The sequence below is a fragment of the Cellulomonas timonensis genome (assembly GCF_900046455.1).
Lineage (GTDB): Bacteria > Actinomycetota > Actinomycetes > Actinomycetales > Cellulomonadaceae > Cellulomonas_A > Cellulomonas_A timonensis.
Genome location: NZ_FCOT01000012.1, coordinates 771,473 through 791,870, shown reverse-complemented (window position 1 = coordinate 791,870; position 20,398 = coordinate 771,473). Strand labels below are relative to the sequence as shown.

The 20,398-nt window shown below is 71.8% G+C and carries 21 protein-coding genes; 15 read left to right on the top strand and 6 right to left on the bottom strand.

The window, feature by feature from the left end; translation table 11 throughout:
* Nucleotides 1-61: 61 nt before the first annotated feature.
* Nucleotides 62-1,102: an alpha/beta hydrolase family esterase gene (locus BN3788_RS19525; protein ID WP_187138378.1), complete on the bottom strand. Its 1,041-nt coding sequence runs from the start codon at nucleotides 1,100-1,102 to the stop codon at nucleotides 62-64.
* Nucleotides 1,103-1,359: 257 nt separating this feature from the next.
* On the opposite strand from BN3788_RS19525, the gene BN3788_RS12030 reads away from it, so the two are divergent.
* Nucleotides 1,360-2,406, top strand: a complete 1,047-nt coding sequence (locus BN3788_RS12030; protein WP_066586198.1) for a DUF2776 family protein — start codon at nucleotides 1,360-1,362, stop codon at nucleotides 2,404-2,406.
* A gap of 30 nt (nucleotides 2,407-2,436) precedes the next feature.
* Here the strand turns inward: BN3788_RS12030 and crcB are convergent, their stop codons facing one another.
* Nucleotides 2,437-2,814 carry a fluoride efflux transporter CrcB gene (gene crcB / locus BN3788_RS12025; RefSeq protein ID WP_066586196.1) on the bottom strand — a complete coding sequence of 126 codons (378 nt, stop codon included), beginning with the start codon at nucleotides 2,812-2,814 and terminating at the stop codon, nucleotides 2,437-2,439.
* On the bottom strand, nucleotides 2,811-3,254 hold the full coding sequence (locus BN3788_RS12020) for a fluoride efflux transporter FluC (RefSeq protein ID WP_082812834.1): 444 nt from the start codon (nucleotides 3,252-3,254) through the stop codon (nucleotides 2,811-2,813). The genes crcB and BN3788_RS12020 overlap by 4 nt, the downstream gene beginning before the upstream one ends.
* A 325-nt stretch (nucleotides 3,255-3,579) precedes the next feature.
* Here BN3788_RS12020 and BN3788_RS12015 point away from each other — a divergent pair, with 325 nt between their 5' ends.
* The 13 genes from BN3788_RS12015 (at nucleotide 3,580) to BN3788_RS11955 (ending at nucleotide 16,079) form a co-directional block, all read left to right on the top strand.
* Nucleotides 3,580-3,885 carry an urease subunit gamma gene (locus tag BN3788_RS12015; RefSeq protein WP_066586194.1) on the top strand — a complete coding sequence of 102 codons (306 nt, stop codon included), beginning with the start codon at nucleotides 3,580-3,582 and terminating at the stop codon, nucleotides 3,883-3,885.
* A gap of 2 nt (nucleotides 3,886-3,887) precedes the next feature.
* Nucleotides 3,888-4,736, top strand: coding sequence for a sirohydrochlorin chelatase (locus tag BN3788_RS19825; protein ID WP_066586189.1), 849 nt, complete (start codon nucleotides 3,888-3,890; stop codon nucleotides 4,734-4,736).
* 40 nt (nucleotides 4,737-4,776) lie between these two features.
* Entirely contained in the window at nucleotides 4,777-5,193 is a 417-nt protein-coding gene (gene ureB, locus BN3788_RS20130; protein ID WP_066586187.1) for an urease subunit beta, read from the top strand.
* A complete protein-coding gene (ureC, locus tag BN3788_RS12000) occupies nucleotides 5,193-6,917 on the top strand; it encodes an urease subunit alpha (RefSeq protein ID WP_066586185.1) in 1,725 nt (574 codons plus the stop codon). The genes ureB and ureC overlap by 1 nt, the downstream gene beginning before the upstream one ends.
* Nucleotides 6,918-6,925: 8 nt before the next feature.
* The gene (locus tag BN3788_RS11995; RefSeq protein ID WP_066586182.1) at nucleotides 6,926-7,621 is read left to right on the top strand and encodes an urease accessory protein UreF; all 696 of its coding nucleotides are present in this window, start codon (nucleotides 6,926-6,928) and stop codon (nucleotides 7,619-7,621) included.
* Nucleotides 7,622-7,665: 44 nt separating this feature from the next.
* Nucleotides 7,666-8,301, top strand: a complete 636-nt coding sequence (ureG, locus tag BN3788_RS11990) for an urease accessory protein UreG (protein WP_066586181.1) — start codon at nucleotides 7,666-7,668, stop codon at nucleotides 8,299-8,301.
* Complete coding sequence (locus BN3788_RS11985; RefSeq protein WP_199824776.1) at nucleotides 8,298-9,344, top strand: urease accessory protein UreD; 1,047 nt, start codon at nucleotides 8,298-8,300, stop codon at nucleotides 9,342-9,344. Before ureG ends, BN3788_RS11985 begins: the two co-directional genes overlap by 4 nt.
* 58 nt (nucleotides 9,345-9,402) lie before the next feature.
* Nucleotides 9,403-10,329, top strand: coding sequence for an urea transporter (locus tag BN3788_RS11980; protein ID WP_066586179.1), 927 nt, complete (start codon nucleotides 9,403-9,405; stop codon nucleotides 10,327-10,329).
* 2 nt (nucleotides 10,330-10,331) lie between these two features.
* The gene (locus BN3788_RS11975; protein ID WP_082812833.1) at nucleotides 10,332-11,951 is read left to right on the top strand and encodes an ABC transporter substrate-binding protein; all 1,620 of its coding nucleotides are present in this window, start codon (nucleotides 10,332-10,334) and stop codon (nucleotides 11,949-11,951) included.
* Nucleotides 11,948-12,955 (top strand): ABC transporter permease, encoded by a 1,008-nt coding sequence (locus BN3788_RS11970; protein ID WP_199824775.1) that lies wholly within the window; start codon nucleotides 11,948-11,950, stop codon nucleotides 12,953-12,955. Before BN3788_RS11975 ends, BN3788_RS11970 begins: the two co-directional genes overlap by 4 nt.
* Nucleotides 12,945-13,850: an ABC transporter permease gene (locus BN3788_RS11965; RefSeq protein ID WP_234346626.1), complete on the top strand. Its 906-nt coding sequence runs from the start codon at nucleotides 12,945-12,947 to the stop codon at nucleotides 13,848-13,850. Before BN3788_RS11970 ends, BN3788_RS11965 begins: the two co-directional genes overlap by 11 nt.
* Nucleotides 13,840-15,393: an ABC transporter ATP-binding protein gene (locus BN3788_RS11960; RefSeq protein WP_066586178.1), complete on the top strand. Its 1,554-nt coding sequence runs from the start codon at nucleotides 13,840-13,842 to the stop codon at nucleotides 15,391-15,393. The genes BN3788_RS11965 and BN3788_RS11960 overlap by 11 nt, the downstream gene beginning before the upstream one ends.
* A gap of 191 nt (nucleotides 15,394-15,584) precedes the next feature.
* Nucleotides 15,585-16,079 (top strand): nitroreductase/quinone reductase family protein, encoded by a 495-nt coding sequence (locus BN3788_RS11955; protein WP_066586176.1) that lies wholly within the window; start codon nucleotides 15,585-15,587, stop codon nucleotides 16,077-16,079.
* Nucleotides 16,080-16,136: 57 nt separating this feature from the next.
* Here the strand turns inward: BN3788_RS11955 and BN3788_RS11950 are convergent, their stop codons facing one another.
* Nucleotides 16,137-16,442 carry a DUF2249 domain-containing protein gene (locus BN3788_RS11950; RefSeq protein ID WP_066586174.1) on the bottom strand — a complete coding sequence of 102 codons (306 nt, stop codon included), beginning with the start codon at nucleotides 16,440-16,442 and terminating at the stop codon, nucleotides 16,137-16,139.
* Nucleotides 16,443-16,854: 412 nt separating this feature from the next.
* Nucleotides 16,855-17,667, bottom strand: coding sequence for a hypothetical protein (locus BN3788_RS11945; RefSeq protein ID WP_066586173.1), 813 nt, complete (start codon nucleotides 17,665-17,667; stop codon nucleotides 16,855-16,857).
* A gap of 439 nt (nucleotides 17,668-18,106) precedes the next feature.
* On the opposite strand from BN3788_RS11945, the gene BN3788_RS11940 reads away from it, so the two are divergent.
* Nucleotides 18,107-19,399 (top strand): hypothetical protein, encoded by a 1,293-nt coding sequence (locus BN3788_RS11940; protein ID WP_147525123.1) that lies wholly within the window; start codon nucleotides 18,107-18,109, stop codon nucleotides 19,397-19,399.
* Between the two features lie 49 nt (nucleotides 19,400-19,448).
* Here the strand turns inward: BN3788_RS11940 and BN3788_RS11935 are convergent, their stop codons facing one another.
* Nucleotides 19,449-20,129, bottom strand: a complete 681-nt coding sequence (locus BN3788_RS11935) for a hypothetical protein (RefSeq protein ID WP_147525122.1) — start codon at nucleotides 20,127-20,129, stop codon at nucleotides 19,449-19,451.
* Nucleotides 20,130-20,398 lie beyond the last annotated feature (269 nt).

The window sequence follows — 20,398 nt, the reverse complement described above, 5'->3', positions numbered from 1 at the left end:
CTAGGGTGATACAGCAGTCGGACACGTCGTCCAGGTGTGACGGCGAAAACGCAGCGTTCAGTCATTGAGGTGAGACACGAGTGTCGCACACGGAGTTCGTCAGCGAAGGGGGCGGCGGCGGGATCAGCAGGCGTGAAGACGTCGGCAGCGTCGGGTGTGTATAAGAGGCAGCGGTCGGCGTCGGGGTCACGGTGGGGGTGGGCGTAGGTGTCGGCGTTGGCGACGTCAGCGACGTGAAGAACTGCCAGATCTCGCCGGGGACGAACGACTGCTGCTGGTTGCGATCCCGGGCCGCCCACTGGTGGCCGCTGTCGGAGGCGATCCACACCACCGGGAAGCCGTCACGGCACCGGTAGGTGGTCTTCGTGTGCTGCCCGCTGCCTGCGGCGGGCTCGGGGGCCTGCTGAGCCTGGCAGCCGTTGTTCTGCAGCGCGCGGTCGCGCAGGGCGCGCCCCTGCGAGATGTTGAGGACGTCGTCGACGACGCCGTGCGAGCCGAGGTAGGCGATGGGCTGTGTGCCGCCGGCGCACCCCGAGAGCTGGGCCCCGTTGAGGACGGCCACGGCGCGGAACACGTCGGCCCGGGCGCACGCCAGGGCGTTGCTCATGCCGCCGCCGTAGCTGAAGCCGGTGGCGAACCGCTGTGTCGTGTCGACGCAGAGTGCGGCTTCGACGGTGCGCAGCACGTCGTCGATGAACGTGATGTCGCGCCCGTTGTTGTTGGGCCACGCGTTGTCGATGCCCTGCGGGGCCACGAAGATCGTGCTGTTGCCCGCGAGCGGCTTGAGCCCGTAGTGGTTCTCGTTGACGACGTCCTGGGACGTGCCATGCCACCAGTGCAGTCCGACCACGAGGCGGTACGTCTTGTTCGAGTCGTAGCCGGCGGGGACGTCGAGCCGGAACTGGCGGGACTGGCCGCCGCTGGTGATCGTGTGGTTGCCGGTGGCGAGTGCCGGCGCCCGGCCGCAACCGGCCGTGACAGCCGTGGTCGCGAGGTCGGCTGAGAGTGCCGGCGCCGGCGCTGTGACGCCGCCCAGGACGAGTGCCGCGGCAGCGGCCGCCAGCACCACCCTCGGGTGTCGTCGTGGGGTTCGCAGTCGCATGGGTTCCTCCTTGCCGGTGCGTCCGGGCGTCGTCGCCGGGACGCAGGTGTGCCGTGACCGGGAGGTGGTGAGCGTTCACGGGTGGGCGCGAATTTAGCGATAAAGCAGCGGGCCTCGAAGGGGCTGAAACGCTTCGGCCGCGCTGGGGGTCGCCGTGGGGACGGGTGGCGACGTGGGCCGCGGCTCGGCGCGCGTGGGCGGCCCGACGCGCCGATCCCGCGGGCCGTCCCTAGTGTGGGGAACTACTGGGGGCACGAATGAATCGGTCGATCAGCATCCTCTTCCGTGCGATTCCGCTGGTCATGGGCGCGGTATGCCTCGCGTTCGGGTTGTACGTCCTGTCGGGCGGCGACGACGCGAACCACTTCGTGGCCGGCCACGTCAATGTGGCGCTCACGGCGATCTGCATCGCGCTGTTCTCGACGGCCGCGACGATCATCCGCCAGCTGGTGCACGGGTACGGCAGGGTCTGGGAGATCGCGTTGCCCGCGCTGGGCTACGCGGTCGCGGTGGCCACGATGATCTGGGGCGTCACGATCGTGCGGCGTGGCGACGAGCCGCAGTTCATCGTCGCCGGGTACGTGATGCTCGGCATCGGGTTCATCGCCGCGAGCGTGAGCACCGTGGCCACGGCCTCGACCAGGTTCACGCTCATCCAAGCGAGCGCCGCGCGTGACGTCGGCAGCGGTCCGCCGCCTGAGGCGTACTCGGAGCGCGTCCGCGCCCTGCTCATCGCCATCCCCGCGGTTCTCGCGGTGGTCGGCCTGGTGATCGCGGGCACGCTGTACGCGCGCGGCACGACGCCCGAGGTCGTCGCCGGGCACGTGGTGACCGGGCTCTCCCTGGTCTGCTCCGCTCTCGTCGCGCTGGTCGCCAGCATCGTGCGCCAGGTCCGCAACGAGTTCGGCGAGGTCGAGCGCTTCCGCTGGACGTGGTGGGTCGCGGCGATGGGGACCATCAACGTCGTCCTCGGCCTCGGGGTGCTCCTGGCCTCGGACAACCCGGCGCGGCTCGCCCCTGGCGTGGTGCTGATCGGGCTTGGGCTCATCTGCTTCAGCATCGTGTCCAAGGTGGTGCTGCTCGCGCTCGTGTGGCGCCAGGTGTTCGCACTGGCCAACCGCATCCCGATCATTCCCGTGGGCACAGCGCTCACGTGCTTGTTCTTCGCGGCGTTCTTGTTCGAGGCGACCACCCGACAACCTGGGTTCTTCGTCGGCGCACACGTCCTCGTCGGGCTCGGGGCGGTCTGCTTCACGTTGTTCTCGATCGTGTCCATTCTCGAGGCAGGGACGTCGTCGTCGTAGCCCGCAGGACACGCGAGCGTCGGAGTGCGCCTACAGCGAGAGTCCCCAGGTATATCCGACAGCGGCCAGCGCGACGGTCACGACGAGGATCCCGATCCCGTAGGCCAGCGCGACGCCGTACTTCTTCTTCCGGATCAGCTGGACGGTCTCGTAGCTCGCGGTGCTGAACGTCGTGTAGCCGCCGAGGAACCCGATACCGACCGTTGCGCTGACCACGGGCGAGGCGACGTTGGCGGCGACCAGCCCCGTGAGCAGCCCCAGGACGAATGAGCCGGTCAGGTTGATGATCGCGGTGGGCCAGGGGAAGGACGAGGTGACGCGGCTGCGGATGAGGGCGTCCACGACGTAGCGCGTGCAGGCGCCGAGGCCGCCCGCGAGGACCACGAGGACGAAGACTCCGGGCGTCATGACTTACCCCCTGGAGCCGCAGGTGTCGCCTTCTGGGCGTGCCCCTCGATGTGACGCAACTCGTCCTCGTCCGGTTCGTGCGGGTGCAGTCGCGTGCCTAGGGCGATGCCCGCGAGCGTCGCGAGCGCGCCGATCAGCACCGTGCCGAGCGCGTACGGGACCGCGACGTTGGCGCGATCATCGTGCAGCAGGACGGCCGTGTCGGTGGCGAGCGAGCTGTACGTGCTCAGGCCGCCGCAGAATCCCGTACCGATCAGCAGCTTGAGCCGGCCGGTCAGCGCGGTGCCGGGCGCGGTGCGGGCGAGTGCCTCGTACAGGTAGCCCAGGGCGAATGCGGCGAGCAGGTTGACCACCGGCACGACCACCGGCACCTGGTCGACGTTCGGGATGGCCTGCATCAGGCCTTCGCGCGCTGCGACGCCCAGGATGCCGCCGACCATGACCAGGCCGAGCCCGGACCAGCGCAGCGGTGTTCGGTGAGGCTGTGGGGTGCCGGGTGCGCACGCCCGTGTTCGTGGCGACTGTCGGCTGCCATGTCTTTGACGCTAAGCCGGAATTCCATCGCGCGCACGACGGAGAACGGACCAGCGTCGAAACGGTTCATTTGTACAGCCGTTCAGAAAGCCCGGGCATGGCGAATCCACCGCTCACCTGCGGATATGTCCACGAGTTGTCGTCAATGGGGTTCGGCGTATCGTCGAAACGAGCACAACGAGCACACAAGTCACAGTCGAGGGGCAACGTCGTCACGAAAGGTCCCAGGACATGGATCTGACTCCGCGTGAAGTGGATAAGTTGTACGTCTACCAGGTCGCGGACCTCGCCCGTCGCCGACGTGCGCGCGGCACCAAGCTCAACGTGAGCGAGGTCCAGGCGCTGGTCTCCGAGGCCATTCTCGAGGCCGCCCGGGATGGCAAGTCGGTCGCCGAGTGCATGGAGCTGGGCAAGCACGTCGTCTCGGAGCACGACTGCATGCCGGGCGTTCGCCAGCGGATTGCCCTGCTGCAGGTGGAGGCCACGTTCCCGGACGGAAGCAAGCTCGTCTCGTGTCACGACCCCGTCTCGGTCTGACCATGTCGACGCCCCAGGCCCGGACGGTGCTGGTGGGCGGCCATGAGAGCCGACAGGGGGCGGACCTGGGCCGTCTGCTCGCCCTCCTGCCCGGGGCCCTCGTGACCGTGCCCGGCAGGCCCCTGCACGACCGGGTGCGCGCCCTGGTGGAGTCCGGCGCCGGGCCGGTCGCGGTGCTGCCGATGACGTGGGGACGGGACCCGGTGGCGGTCGCCGACACCGCCCGCACCCTGCACTGGCTGAGCACGGGCGCCACCCGCGGACGGCTCGTCCTGTGCGAGCAGTTCGGCACGATCGACCACCTCGTCGCGCTGCTGCGAATCGCGGCGACACGGACGGCGGCCGCGCAGCCCGGCGCCGCCCTCGTGGTCGCGGCCCCTGGGGCCGACCCGTTCGACGACGCCGAGCTGCACCGCGTCGCCCACCTGGTGCGCGCCCACGGCGCTGGCCTGGAGGTGGCCGTCGCGTGCGTCGGCGCCGATGCCGATCTCGCGCGCGCCGTCGGGCGCGAACGGCTCCTGGGGGCCGACGGCGTGGTGGTGGTCCCGGCGGGGTTCGCCGCGTCGAGTCCCGGGCCCTCGGCCCTCGACGGCGCGTCGTTCTACGGTCCGCTGCTGTCGGACGGCGCGATGGCGCGGATCGTGGGGGAGCGCGTGGCCGCGGCCGTGCACGGCCTCGACCATGGCCGTGACGGCATCGCCGACGGGCTGGAGGCCGACCACGGACACGGCTACGCCCACTCGCACGCCGATGAGCCAGTGCCGGGCGGTCATCCGCACACCCATGGGCACACGCACCAGCACCGGCACGACGACGTCGCGGCGCCCGCGCCGACGCCGGCACATCTGTGACACCGCAAGCCCGACCCCAACCACGACGTGGAGGGACACGATGCTAGGCAGCCCCAAGTACCACCACACCAACGAGGACATCGAGATCAACGCCGGCCGCGCGAAGGTCACGCTGCAGGTCGCGAACACCGGGGACCGCGCCGTCCAGATCGGCTCGCACTTCCACTTCTTCGAGGTCAACCGGGCGCTGCTATTCGACCGCGAGAAGGCGTATGGCATGCACCTGGACATGCCCGCCGGCACCGGGGTGCGGCTCGAGGCGGGCGACACCCGCGAGGTCACGCTGGCCGCCTACGGGGGCGGACGCCGCCTCATCGGGTTCAACAACCTCGTCGACGGCGGTCTCGACGCCCGCCAGACGCGGCTCGACGCGCTGCGCCGCCTGGCGGAGTGCGAGTTCAAGGACGGCACGCCGACCACGACGGCGCCCGACGCGACCCCTGGGGGGGACCACTGATGGCGATCCTGTCCCGCAAGCAGTACACCGACATGTTCGGCCCCACGCGGGGCGACAGGGTGCATCTGGCCGACTCGAACCTCGTCGTCGAGATCGAGAAGGACTTCAACGAGGGGTTCTACGGCGACGAGATCGTCTACGGCGGCGGCAAGACGGCACGCGACGGCATGGGCGCGGACCCGAACGTGACGGGCCCGCAGGGCGTGCTCGACCTGGTCATCACCAACGCGATCATCATCGACCCGGTGCTCGGCGTGGTGAAAGGCGACATCGGCGTCAAGGACGGCAAGATCGCGGCTGTCGGCAAGTCCGGCAACCCGCACCTGCAGGACGGCGTCGATCCGCGCCTCGTGGTGGGCACCGGGACGGAGTTCATCGCCGGCGAGCACCTCATTGCGACCGCTGGCGCCATCGACCCGCACGTGCACTACATCTCGCCGCAGCAGGCCGAGGCCGCCATCAGCAATGGCATCACCACGCTGTTCGGCGGCGGGACCGGCCCCAGCGACGCGACCAACGGCGTGACGACGACGCCCGGCGCCTGGTACTTGCACCGCATGATCGAGGCCGCCGAGGACATCCCGGTGAGCATGGGCTTCTACGGCAAGGGCAACGGGTCGCTGCCCCAGGCGTTGATCGAGCAGATCCAGGCGGGCGCCGCCGGGCTGAAGGTGCATGAGGACTTCGGCGCCACGCCCGCAGCCCTGAGCGACGCGCTGTCAGTGGCCGACGAGTACGACGTGCAGGTGGCGGTCCACACCGACAGCCTCAACGAGGCGGGCTTCGTCGAGGACACGGTCTCGGCGATCAACGGGCGCACGATCCACACCTTCCACACGGAGGGCGCGGGCGGTGGGCACGCCCCCGACATCATGAAGCTCGCGAGCTACCCCAACGTGCTGCCGTCGTCCACCAACCCGACGCTGCCGTACACGGTCAACTCGGTCGACGAGCTGCTCGACATGGTGATGGTGTGCCACCACCTGTCGCATGACATCCCCGAGGACGTCGCGTTCGCGGACTCGCGGGTGCGCGCCGAGACGATCTCCGCGGAGACCGTGCTGCAAGACGAGGGTGTCATCTCGATGTTCTCGTCCGACTCGCAGGCGATGGGCCGCATCGGCGAGACGGTGACGCGGTGTTTCCAGACGGCGCACCACAACAAGGACAAGCGCGGCCGGCTCGCGGAGGACACCGAGCGGCACGACAACTTCCGCGTGCTGCGCTACCTGGCGAAGGTGACGATCAACCCCGCGATCACCTGCGGCATCTCCGACTACCTCGGGTCGCTCGAGGCGGGGAAGCTCGCCGACATCGTGCTCTGGCCGGTGGACTCGTTCGCGGCCAAGCCGAAGATGGTGATCAAGGGCGGCGTCATCAAGTGGGCGAAGATGGGCGATCCGAACGCGTCGCTGCCGACCCCGCAGCCCGTCCTCTACCGCCCGATGTTCGGGGCGTTCGGCCGGGCGCAGCAGAGCACGCGTGTGACGTTCATGTCGCAGGCCGCGATCGACGCCGGGGTCCCCGACATGCTGGGACTGCGCAGCACGGTGCTGCCGGTGCGCCGCACCCGCCAGCTCGGCAAGGCGCACATGGTCCGCAACGACCGGGCGCCCGTCGTCGACGTCGACCCGGAGACCTACAAGGTGACGCTCGACGGCGTCCCGGCGCACATCGAGCCCGCGAAGTCGCTGCCCATGACCCAGCTGTTCTTCCTGGCCTGAGGAGCGCCGTGCCCACCGCCGACCTGCGCGCGCTGCTCGTCAGCCTGCAGCTGTCGGACTCCGCGTTCCCGAGCGGCTTCTACACGATGTCGCATGGGCTGGAGGGCTTCAGCCAGGCGCGGCTGGTCGACCAGGGTGGCGTCGAGGGCCTGCTGCGGGGGCTGCTGCTGCACTCCGTGGGGCCGGGGGACGCGACAGCGCTCGCCCGGGCCCATGAGGCGGCGGCCGTGGGCGACTGGGACCGCGTCCGGCGGGTGGACCACCTGCTGCACGCCACCAAGCTCAACGCCGAGATGCGGCGGGCGTCGGTGCGCAGCGGACACCAGCTGACCGACGTGGCGGGCGCCGCGCTCGGGGGGCCGGTGCTCGCGGAGTGGGCGCGGATCGTGGCGGCCAAGGAGTCGCCGGGGTGCCAGCCGGTCGCCATGGCGGTGGCGTACGCCGCCGCGGGGGTCGGGACGGCCCAGGCCGTCGCGTCCGACCTGTCGGCGTTCACCGTCAGCGTCCTCGGCGCCGCCCTGCGACTCCGGCTCGCCGACCACCGGCAGGTCCAGGTCACGTTGCACGCCATGAGCCCGGTCATCGCGCAGGCGGCCGAGGAGGCCGTCGCACGCGACCTCGCCGATCTGGGGGGCTGTGCCCCGATGGCGGACGTCATGTCGGCCCAGCATGAGCGCGCCGAGGCGCGCCTGTTCACGAGCTAGCACGCTCTGGCGGTGACGTGCCGCCGGGGGAGAGGGGGAGAGCGATGAGCGAGAACGTGCTGCGGATCGGCATCGGGGGACCGGTGGGATCAGGCAAGACGGCGCTGGTGGAGGCCCTGGTGCCCCGGCTGCTGGCCGCTGGCAGGCGCCCGGCGGTGATCACGAACGACATCTACACGCAGGAGGACGCCCACCACGTGCGCCGTGAGCTGGCCGGTGTGCTGGACCCCGACCGCGTGATCGGGGTGGAGACTGGCGCATGCCCGCACACGGCCGTGCGCGACGACCCGACGATGAACCTGGCGGTGGGCGCCGAGATGCTCGAGCGATTCCCCGACGTCGACACGCTCCTGTACGAGTCGGGCGGCGACAACCTCACCCTCACGTTCTCCCCGGCGCTGGTCGACGTGTTCGTCTTCGTCCTGGACACGTCCGAGGGCGAGAAGATGCCACGCAAGCGCGGCCCCGGCATCACCGACTCCGACATCCTCGTGATCAACAAGATCGACATCGCGCAGTACGTGCGCACGGACCTGGGCGTCATGGAGTCCGACGCGCACCGCGTGCGCGACGGCAAGCCCGTGGTGCTGACCAACTCGCTGACCGGCGTGGGGGTCGACGCGCTGCAGGATCAGATCCTCGCCCTGTGGGACGGCCGCACGCGCGTCCTGGTCCCGTGATCGCGACCCCCGTGAGCGCCGACGTCGTGACGGAGCCGGTGGTCCCGGCCGCCCGCGCGGCCGGACCGCCCGACGCGCCACCGGAAGCCGGGCAGGAGGCGCCCGCGTACGGCGGGCGCCGGCTCCAGCCGGCGTACTACGAGCCGGACCGCGTCCCGGCGGAGGTGGCCCGGTTCGCCGGCGTGCCCGACATGCTGCCCACGGGAAGCCCGGGGAAGGTCGGCATCCTCGAGCTGGCGTTCGCGCGGACCGTCCACGGCACGGAGCTGGTGGCGCACTACCAGAAGTCGCCGTTGCAGATCATGCGGCCGCTGTACTACGACCCGCTGCGCCAGGACATGCCGTACGTCTACCTGATGTCGACGGGCGCCGGCATCCTGCAGGGCGACCGGCTGCGGACCGACCTGGGCTTCGGCCCCGGCGCATGCGCGCACGTCACCACGACGGCCTACACGCGCGCGCTGCGGATGGAGCAGGACTACGCGGTGGCGCAGGTCTTCCTCGACGCCGCCGAGCACGCGTACGTGGAGTACCTGCCGGACCCCGTCGTCCTCTTCGCCGACTCGCGCCTGTACCAGCGCACGCGCCTGACGGTGGCGGAGTCCGCCACGGTGATCGCGGGCGAGACGATCGTCGCCGGGCGGCTGGCCCGCGGCGAGCGGCACCGGTACGCGGCGCTCGCCGCCGACCTCGAGATCCGCCGGCCGGACGGCACATGCCTCGCGGTGGACCGCGTGCGGCTCACCCCGGCGGACGGCGGCACGGGCGGCCTCGCGGTGCTCGCGGACCACGACGTGCTGGCGATGTTGTACGTCGTCACCCCGCTCGCGTCGGCCGCGGATCTCGCCGACCTGCTGCACGCCGAGGTGGCCGGCGCCGAGGGCGTCGTGCTGGGCGTCAGCGCCCTGCCGGGGGACGTCGGCGCCTGGGTGCGCATCCTCGGTGACGCGACAGCACCCGTCGCGCACGCCACCGCCCTCGCGTGGCGGGCACTGCGCCTGCGGCTCACGGGCCGGCCGGCGCCGGTCGTGCGCAAGACCTGAGCCGGGCGCCGCGCACGGTGAATCCCGCCAGCACCACCAGCACGGGCAGGAGGGCTCGATGACAGCGACGAACGCCCCACCGCCGGCCGCAGGGGTCGGCGCGGCCCTGGACGTGCGCTCGCTCTCCGACGGGCTCTCGCAGATCTTCTTCCAGCGCAACGTGTGGACGGGCCTGCTCATCCTGGCCGCGTTCCTGGTGGCGGACTGGCGGATGGCGCTGCTGGTGGCGATCGGCGCCGTCGCGAACACCCTCACGGGCGCGCTCCTGGGGGCGCAGGACGTGCGCCTGGGGATGCAGGGGTTCTGCGGCGCGCTGCTCGGCGCCGCCGTCTACTCCGCGTTGGGCTCGCAGGGCTGGGCCTATCCGATCGCCGCGCTCGGCGGGATCTTGTGCGCGCCCGTGACGAGGTTCTTCGTGTGGCTGTTCGCCACCCGCCCCCTCGCCCGGTTCGCGCTGCCGGCCACCACGGCGCCGTTCTGCGTGGTGGCTGGCGTGATGCACGCGACCACGGCGGGGCTGCAGGTCAGGTCCCCGGCCGTGCACGTGGTGGAGGGCGCCGGCGCGACGTACCTGGAGTCGCTGCTGACGAACGTGTCCGAGGTCGTCCTGATCAGCAGCGTGTGGTCCGGCGCGCTGATCCTGCTGGGCCTGTTCGTCGCGTCGTGGAAGGTGGGCCTCGCGGCGGCGATGGGCAGCGCGGTCGGCAGCCTGTGCGCGCTCGCCCTGGGCTGGGCCGACGCGGACGTCGCCGAGGGGTTGGCCGGCTACTCCGGCGTGCTGACCGCGATCGCGCTGTCCGTTGTCTTCCTGCGCAGCAGCGTCGCGTCCTGGCTGTACGCGGTGCTCGGCACGGCGGTGACGGCGGTCGTCACACTGGCGCTGAACGACGCGACCGACGCACCGCACTACACCTGGCCCTACATCCTGACGACGTGGCTGCTGCTGGTCGTCGCAGCGGGCATCGGCGCATTGCGGAGGCCGTGATCATGAGCACCGGGCGGACATCATCACGGCTGTCAGCAGCAGCATCGGCGGTGCTGGTGCTGGTGGTCGCAGCCGCCTGCACCAACCCAACGCCCGACAACGGGGGAGCGGACGCGGGGCAGGTGACGGTCCGCCTCGCGGAGTACGCGGAGTACGCGACGCTCAACCCGCTGGACGCCATGTTCGGCATCACCTCGAAGATCTATGACGGCCTCTACGCCGTCGCCGCAGACGGCGCTATGGAGCCCGACCTCGCCACCGGCGAGCCGGAGCCCGACCAGTCCCTGACGCGGTGGACCGTGCGGATCCAGGACGGCGTCGGGTTCTCCGACGGGACCGCCCTCGACAGCGCAGACGTCGTCGCGACGTACCGGACGCTGATCGACCCTGCGTACGCGTCACCGCTCGCGTCGTCGTTCGAGTTCCTCACCGACGTCTCGGCGCCGGACGCCACGACCGTCGAGTTCGTGCTGTCGGAGCCGTATGCGCCCTTCCCCAGCACCCTGACTGTCGGCATCGCGCCGTCCGAGCTGCTGACCGGCACCGTCCTGGACTCGACGCTGAACCGCGAGCCCGTGGGGTCCGGCCCGTACCGGCTGACCGAGTGGCGCGCGGGGGAATCGCTGACCCTGGAGGCCTCTGACACGTACCGCGGCGAGCGCCCGGACGTCGACAGGCTCGTCATCGCGTTCGTGCCCGACGAGAACGTCCGGGCGCAGCGGCTGCGTGCCGGGGACTTCGACGGGGCCCAGCTGCCGCCGCGGGCTGCTGCCGAGCTCGAGGGCGTTGACGACCTCACCGTGTTCACCAACACGTCGGCGGACTACCGCGCCGTCACCCTGCCGCAGGGCGTGCCGGCGTTCCAAGATCCCGCCGTCCGGCTCGCCCTCAACCTCGCGGTGGACCGCGAGGCGCTCGTCGAGGGCATCCTGCGGGGTTACGGGCGGGCCGCCGCGACGCCGTTCACCCCCGCGCAGGGCGCGGCGTACGACGCCGACGCGCAGTTCGCCCACGACCCCGCCGAGGCGGAGGCGCTGCTCGACGCGGCGGGGTGGACGGCTGGCGCCGACGGGACGCGCGCCCAGGACGGCGTGCCCTTGCAGTTCACGATCATGTACTTCGCCGAGGACACCCTGCGCCGCGACCTCGCCTTGGCGGTGGCCTCGGACCTGTCGGAGATCGGCGCGGACGTCGAGGTGGAGGCCGTCGACCGGCCCGCCGCGGCGGCGGGCATGAACACCAAGGCGTTCGTGCTCGGCGGCGGCGACCGGCCCTACGACCCCGACACGCAGGTGTACACGGCGTTGCACTCGTCCTTCGCGCCCTACGACCCCGAGGACGCCTACACCAACCCGTCCGGGTACTCCGACCCGCGCGCTGACGCGCTGCTCGACACCGCGCGGCGCAGCGCGGACCCGGACGTGCGCACACAGGCCTACCTGGACCTGCAGGAGGTGCTCATGGCGAACCCGCCGATGATCACCCTGGTCACGCTCGAGCACACGTACGCGGCGCGCGGCCTCGACGAGTACTCGGGCGTCGAGCACGTCGTCGAGCCCCACGAGCACGGCGTCGCGTGGGGGCCGTGGTGGAACGTCGAGGAGTGGAAGGCCGTCCCGTGACCGTGCCGTCCGCGGCGCGCTCGTCGTCCCGGGCGCATGCCGTGCGGAGAGTCGTCCTGCGGCGTGCCCTGTGGGCAGTGCCGTTGCTGCTCGGCGTCAGCGCCCTGGTCTTCCTGCTGGCGTCGCTCACCCCGGCGGATGGCACGAGCGGGTTCCTCGGCGCCCGCGGGGAGTTCACGAACACACAGACCCGCGCCGCCGTCGGGGAGCTGCTCGACCAGGGCAACTGGTGGCAGGCGTGCCTCGCCTGGTGGCAGGGCGCGCTCACCGGCGACTGGGGCACGTCCACGATCCTGCGGGCTCCGGTCGCCGACACGCTCGCCGCGCGCATCCCGTGGACGGCGCTGGTGATGACGGCGGGGCTGCTGCTCGGCGCGTTGCTCGCCGTGCCGCTCGCCGTCGCGGCCGCGCGCCGGCCCGAAAGCCTCGCCGCGCGAGTGCTGACGGGCGTCGCGTGGGCGTTGTCCGCCGCCCCCGCCTACATCGTGGGCCTCGGGCTGCTCCTCGTGTTCGCCCTCGGCCTGGGGTGGCTGCCGGCGGGCGGCCTGGCTCCACCCGGCGAGCCCCTGACCGTCGCGACCGTCGCGTCGCACGCGCTCCTGCCGGCGCTCGCCGTCGCCCTGTCACAGGTGCCGTGGATCGCGCTGCACCTGCACGCCGCGCTCATCGGCGCCCGCTCGTCGGACGCCGTGCTCGCGGCTCGGCTGCGCGGGCTGCCGCCGCGGACCGTCACGTCCCGGCACGTGCTCCCCGTCGCAGTCGTGCCGCTGCTGGCACTGCTCGGCACCCGGCTGCCCGAGCTGGTCGTGGGCGCCGCGCTCGTCGAGACGGTCTTCTCCTGGCCAGGGCTGGGGCAGGCGATGGTGGACGCCGCGGTGGGCCGCGACCTCGCGCTGCTCGCCGGCACGACCGTGTGCCTGACGGTCCTGGTGCTGCTGGGCAACCTGCTCGCCGACGCCGCGCTCGTGCTCGTCGACCCGAGGGTGCGCGCCGATGACCTCTGAGCAGCGCATGACCGCCGGCCTGGTCGCCGCCCCGCCGTGGCGGGCGCCAGCCACCATGGCGGGGCTGTCCTCCGTCACGCACCCGCCGCGCACCCCCCGATGGCCGTACGCCGCCGGGGCCGTCATCATCCTGTACGCACTGGCCGTGCCGATCGTCGCGAGCGCCACCGGCTGGTGGGGTGGCGCCGACACAGGCGCCGTCGACTACGTCGCGGGCGTCACCGCGCCCTCGTGGGCGCACCCGTTCGGCACGGACGTCGCGGGGCGCGACCTGTTCGTGCGGTGCGCGCGGGCGCTGCAAGTCTCCCTGCTGGCGGCCGCAGTGGGCGCGGCGGTGGCGGCGCTCCTCGGCACGGCCCTGGGCGCGGCGAGCGCGATGCTCGGCGGCCGCGCGGACCGCATCCTCATGCGCGGCGTCGACGGGGTCGCCGCAGTGCCGCATCTGCTGCTCGGCATCATCATCGCGACCGTGTACCGGGGAAGCCTGTGGACTGTCGTGCTCGTCGTGGCGCTCACGCACTGGACCGGCACCACGCGCTTGGTGCGGGGCGAGGTCCTGTCGCTGCGCGAGCGGGCCTGGGTGCGCGCCGCCACGTCGCAGGGATACACGCGCCGCCAGGTGCTGCGCCACCACGTCCTGCCGCATGTGGGCGCCCAGGTCGGCGTCGCGACGGCGCTGCTCGTGCCGCATGCGGTGTGGCATGAGACGACGCTGACGTTCCTGGGCCTCGGGATGCCGCCGCACCAGGCGTCCCTCGGCTCGCTCATCGAGCTCGCGCAGCAGTCGGTCGTGTCCGGCGCCTGGTGGACGCTCGCCGCGCCCGCGGGGCTGCTCGTCGCCGCGACCGTATGCCTCGGCGCCGCCCTGCACCGGGGGGCCCGTCATGCCGTCTGAGCACATCGCGGTGCTCCGCGCCCGCGCGCTGCACGTCGGCATCGACGGGCGCCACCTGCTGCGGGGAGTCGACCTCGACCTCGTCCCGGGCGACCTCCACGTCGTCGTCGGCCGGTCGGGGGCCGGCAAGACCCTGCTGATCCGGGCGCTGACCGGCGCCCTGCCGCGCGGCAGCCAGGTGGCGGGCGCCGCTCGGCTCGGTGTCGACCACGGCGCCGTCGACCTGCTCGGCGCGGACGCCGCGACGTTCGCCGGGACGGTCTACGGACGGCTCGTCGGCGTGGTGCCCCAGTCAGCGGCCACGTCGTTCACCCCCGTCCGCACGCTGCGCGTGCAGCTCACCGAGGCGGTCGTGGCGCTCGGCGCCGCGTCGGGCCGGCTGCTGCCCGGGCACCCGCACCTGACGCGCGAGACCGTCCGGCGGCACGTGGACGAGCTGGCCGCGACCGCCGGGCTCGACGTGGACCTGCTCGACCGCTACCCGCACCAGGTCTCCGGCGGGCAGATCCGCCGCGCCGCCGTCGCCGCCGCGCTCGCCGGGCACCCCCCGCTGCTGCTCGCGGACGAGCCCGCGAGCGGCCTCGACGAGGACGCCGGGGCGCTGCTCGCACAGATGCTGCGCACCTACACCCGCTCAGGGCACGCGGCCCTGCTGGTGACCCATGACGTCGAGCTCGCCCGCGCGTACGGCGACACGCTGAGCGTCATGGCCGACGGGCAGGTCGTCGAGCGCGGACCGGCCCGTGCCGTGCTGGACGATCCCGTGCACGCCGTCACGCGGGCATTGGTGCGGGCGCGCCGCGGCGGGCTCCGACCCGGGCCCCGCGCCGCGTCCGACGCGGTGGATGTGCCGGACGCGGTGCGGCTGCGGGGCGTCGCTGCTGGCTACGGGCGCGTGCCCGTGCTCACGGACGTCGACCTGACGGTGCGGCCCGGCGAGGTCGTCGGCGTCGCGGGGCCGTCCGGGTCCGGCAAGTCGACGCTCGCGGCGGTGGCGGCGCTCATGCACCCTCCCGACGCCGGGAGCGTGCAGATCGCAGGCCAGGACGTGCGGGCCGTCGGCGCGCGCGTGCCAGCGGCGCTCCGCCGCAGCGTGGGCTGGGTGCAGCAGGAGCCGCGCGCCGCGATGGACCCACGGCTGACGCTCCGCCGGTCGATCACGCTGCCGCAGCGCCTGGCCGACTGGCCGCACGGCAGCTCGCCCGATCCCGTCGCGGACCTCGCCGCCGCCGTCGGCCTCGCCGCCGACCTGCTGGACCGCCGCCCGGCGCAGGTCTCCGGCGGCGAGCTGCAGCGCGCGGCCGTCGCCCGGGCGCTCGGGCTGCGTCCCGCGCTGCTCGTCTGCGACGAGATCACCGCGATGCTCGACGCGGCGGCCGCCGCCGAGCTCGTGGCACTCGTCGCCCGACTCGCGCGGGAGCGCGGGGTCGGGGTCCTGCTCGTCTCGCATGACGTGACGCTGCTGCGCGCGCATGCCGACGTCGTCGCCGTGGTGCGCGACGGCCGGGTGACCGCGCCGGAGACGTCTGGGGTGGGCACGTAGGCAGGTGTCAGCGCTGGTGTCCGTCGGGATATGGGCAGGAGCCCACGCCTGACACGGTGTGAGAGTCCAGCGGCGGGGCCGACGGGCCTTGGCAGCTCTCGGGCGACAGCCCCGGCCCATAACTCGTGATCTCGGTACGGTGCCAAGGGCGCGCCAAGGCGGGCGCGACGCCGGACGAGAGGCAGCACGTCATGGGCGATGCCGGGACTGCACACACCTCACCGCAGGGCCGTCGTCCGTGGCTGCCGCCGCGGTGGTTCATCCGCACCGCCTGGGTGGTCCACCGGGCGATCCTGCGGGTGTCCCGCGGCAGGTGGGGGCTGTGGCCGCCCCGCGACGACCGCTACGGGACGATGGTGTTGCACACCGTCGGCCGCCGCACGGGCCGCCCGCACGACGTCATCGTCGGCTACGCGCAGGAGGGCCCCGACGTCGTCACGGTCGCGATGAACGGCTGGGGAGAGGGGCACCCGGCGTGGTGGCTCAACCTGCAGGCCCACCCCGAGACCACCGTCGACCTGCCGGAGGGGCCGCGGGCGGTGCGGGCCCGCGCCGCCCGCAGTGAGGAGCGGGACCGGCTGTGGCGCACGTGGACGCGATTCGATCCGAAGTTCGACGCGTACGCGTCGCACCGCCGCACCGAGACGGTCCTCGTCGTGCTCGAGCCGCGGGCGACCGCTGCCTGACGGGCGCCCGCGGGGTATCCGATGCTCGGTCGGACGCGCGAGTCCGCCCGCTCGGGCTTAGGCCTCGGCGCGGCGCGTGATCCGCACGTGCCAGGCGTCGGGGCCCTCGACGAGGTACTCGACGTCCACGGGCGCGCGCTCGGCGAGCTGGGCGAGCAGCGGCAGCGGGGCGTGCGGGGCGACGATCACGAGCGACGCGCCGGGTGCGATCGCGTCGAACGCGCCGAAGACCGTGGCGTGCCGGATCGCGTGCGGGATCGTGCGCACGTCGAGCACGGGGTCAGCGTCGTCGGGACCTCCGCAACCGCGGGTGTGCCCGGCGGGCTCGGGGGCAGTGGGCAGGATCTCGACGGGCTGGCTCATGGCTCTCCTTCGATGGTCGCGCGCCGGGCGGCGCACTCGGGGCCGGGGGGCCGGGGCGCCGGCGGCGCCGACCCCCGACAGATGCGGCGCGCGATGCCGCGGAACGTGCGGCGAGGGAGCGGCGGACTCTGGCGTCGAGGTCGGCCGTCACGCCTCACCTCTTCCTGGTCGCACGCCGCGGGACCCGCGAGTCCTTCGTCGCCATTACACACAGAAGTGCCGTGGAAAAGGTGGGACCAGGGTCCCGTGGCCTCCGCCAGGACCCGCATGCGCGAGCTGAGGCCCGCCTTCGCGGCCTAGAGGGCGATGCCCCTCATGATCGCCTGACACTCGGCCAACCTCGCCGCTCTGGAGTCGTTGATGCCCGTGGAGCCGTAGCGGACGTTCGTGGGGGGATTTCGCGAAGGCGGGATCATGGGGTCGATTCCCAGTTCGGTGGGGGAGTGCACACCGAGTAGATCGGGTTGTCGACCGTTCCGGGCGGGCACACCTTCGGCGGTGCGGGGGGCGGCGGGACGTACGCCCCGCCGCACGTGATGAAGGATCCGTCAGGCTGTCGGGTGTTGCAGACCACGTCGTCGTCCGCTGCGGGGGCCGGGGCGGGAGCAGGAGCTGCGGAGCCAGCCGCGGGCGCGGCGGCGTCCTGCCGGGTCGTTGTCGATGGCTTCGAAGAACCGGATGCACCGGTGCTCGCCTTCGCGCCGCCGCCTGACACTGCACCCTGCGCGGTCGCGGCGGCCTGCGCTGCAGCCTCATCGGCGGCGGCTTGCGCTGCTGCCGCGTCAGCCGCGGCCTGGAGTTCGGCGGCAGCGGCTGCCGCCTCGAAGGCGCTGACGGCGACGTCCGCTGCCGCAGTGGCGTCCGCGAGGGCGGCTGTAGCAGTTTCGATCCCTGTGACGTCACGCTGGGCGGCGGCTGCCCGCAGCGCGTCAACTGCCGTGCTGTACGCGCTCAGCGTCGCCTCGTCGAGCTTTGCGGAGACCTCGGCCAGGTGTGCCTCGGCTGCGGCCACGGTGGTCTTGGCCTCAGCCACGACGCTGTCCGTGAGATCCTCCAGCGCTTCGCGTGCTTCCTCAGCGGCGAGTTCCTCCTGAGCGCGTAATTCGGCCGCGCGCTCGTTGTTCTGCGTGGTGATGATCGCGTACGCCACCCCTCCGCCCAGTGCGAGTGTGGCAAGGAGGATCGCGACGATGAGCTGGCGTTTGGCCAGCCGGTGACGGAACATGCCGAGGAGTCTGATGTTGCTTCGACCAATGGCGGCGGCGAATCGCCGTGCGCGCCCACACCCGCCTGTCGGTTGCGGGCATTTGCGTGCATCCAGCGGAGGGTGAAGTGCTGCCCGCCGCGACGAGTGCATTGCGGCGAGGCGAGCCGCTGAGGCCGTGCTCGGTCAAACCGAACACCCGAGCGCGGGTGAAGAACCGACCAGGCGGTAAGTGTGAGCGCGTCGAACACTCATAGGACGATTTGCTATGCCGATGTCGAGAGGGGGCCCAGGTCTCGACATCCCCGTCGCGAGCCGACATCTCCCTTGGAGGATCCCCCTGAACATCACCACGCCCCGAACCGCGCGCGGATATCTGGCGGCTGCTGGACTCACCATCGCGACACTCGTCCTCTCCGGGTGCGGGGGTGCTCAGGGATCCCTTGGATACAACGTCTTCGTGCACGCCCATGATTCCGAGATGCTCGCAATCTGCGAAGGGTTCTTCGGCGATGCGGAGTCCATTGGCAAGCGTCTCGGTCTGACGCTCTACGACGCTCAGCGTGGTGGCGAATGCCGGTACGAGACCAACACCGATGGCGAGCTCTGGCTACGCGTCGCCGCCGAGAAGCCCACCGACGTCTCCATGTTCGCGCGGGGCGACGAGTACTTCGTGGCCATCGAGCTCCTGGATGCCAACGGCAACGACCTGGAGGTCGCGGCGGACAAGCAGGAGTCCGTGGCGAAGTGGCTTCAGGATCGCGCGAACGCGGTCGAGGACGACTATGACGAGTGGCTCACGACCTTGCCGGCGGTCAGCTCAGGATTTGCCGCCATCGGCGACGACTTCCGCATGGGCGATGACAACTCGTTCGACGAGGCGGAGGTGAATCAGGCTCTGCACACCCCGTCAGCCGTGGTGAGGGTGCACAGCCTCCTCACCCCTCGGCATGTGGTCGTCAACGGGGAGGAGATGGTCGCCAGCGAGAACAGGAGGATCATCGTCCCGGTCTTCGACGTCGGCGCAACCCACTCCGACGCCAGCCAGACGTATGCCTTGTACTTCGATGACGTGCCAGCCGGTGCCGAGGCCGCGCAGGCGCTCGAGGAAGTCATCTACGGCGCCGCGGACAAGATCGCGCTCTCGGTGCCGAAGGATGTCAAGGATGTGACATTCGTGGTGACCACGGGGGAGATTGCCCAGTCAGTCTCTCTGCTCACTGGCGAGGTCAAGGACAATGGCGAGAGTGCCCGCCTCGCGACGACGGCCTCCGGAGACTCCGCCGCGCCGAAGCTCATTCAGCCTATTGTTCTGGACCCGGAGGGCGACCCTGTTCCGGGATTTGATCACAACTGGGATGGGACGTACTTCGGGCAGACCGCCTGGACGATGACGCCGTGGTCCGACCAGGACGAGTGGGCCCCAGCAGGTCAGAGCTACCTGATCCTCGACCTGGAACCATGGCAACGCAGTTTCCAGTACATGTTGCCGCCCACGACGGCTGACGCGACGGTCGCGGTGGGAGGCAAGGATTATCCTGCCGTCGCGGTTGAAACGGACGCTGACTCCCACGTGTGGACCTTCCTCGTCCCTGAGGGGGCCCAGCAGTTGAACGTGTCGATTGCCTTGAAGCTCGACACCGCGCGGCTCGCCTCAAGGCCGCCTTCGGCATACAAGTCGTGGGGCGAGGGATTCTCCATCTCTCAAAATGAGACACACCTGTGGGAAATCCTCTCGAACCGCGCTAAGTGACCATGAGCGACCGTCATTGGAGGAGCCCCTCACCTGTGCGCGGGGCTGGTTAGCGCTGGCCGTTGTGCGAGTACGGGCCAGGGCCGTGCCCGTACGGTCCGGGATGACCGTGCGGGTACGGCGCCGGCACGGCGGGCTGGCGTCGCCAGTGCTGGGTGAGCTTCAGGGCGCCGAATCCCATGCCGGTGATGAGGAGCCCGAACACCACTGCCACCACCCCTGCTGACGTGCGGGTCGCTGAGGACATGCCCTTGTCCTCGGTGATGGCGAACGTCTCGACTCCGGTCCCGCGGCACGTCACGTAGTCGATGCCCAGCCAGCCCGAGCCCCCCGCGGTGGTCATGGCCGGGCGGTACTCGACACCGCTGCGGGTGTCGGTGACCACGGGCTCCACACCTTCGACGGCCACGGGCTCGAGGGTCCCCGACTCCTGCTCACCGGTGCTGTACACCCGGCTCTTCCACTCGCACGTCACAGCGGACGGGTCCACGGTGGCGGGGCGGGTCAGGATCATGAACTCTCCCGGGCGGAGGCCGACGGCATCCTCTCCACGGACCTTGACCTCCTCGCCCGGTGCGAACTGCGCGCGGACGGACGCGGTGCTGTGCGGGGCGAAGGGGCCGAACGCGGTGAAGGCGGCCGCTGCCACGAGGAGCGTGAACGGCCCCCCGATCAAGCCGATGAAGATCCACATCGCCACGACGATGCGCAAGCGTTCTCTGAGGTTCACCAGCGGGCCTTCTCTCGTCGCGGCGGCGTCGCCCCCTTCGGGCTGGGCCCTGCGGGCAGCACTCTAGGCCGCCGCTGACGTGGGCAGATGGCGAGCGCTCAGCCAGCTGGGCTCTGTGACCGGCCGCAGGGCGCTCGCCGACGTGAAGCGTTTCGAGGCAGTGCGTGGCCTGGGCCACGCGCTGCACCCCGTGCCACAGTGGCTGGCGCTCGGCCCGCGACGGTGCGGCGCCGGCGTCCCCGGGAACGGGCGGCTGGAAGGCGACACGG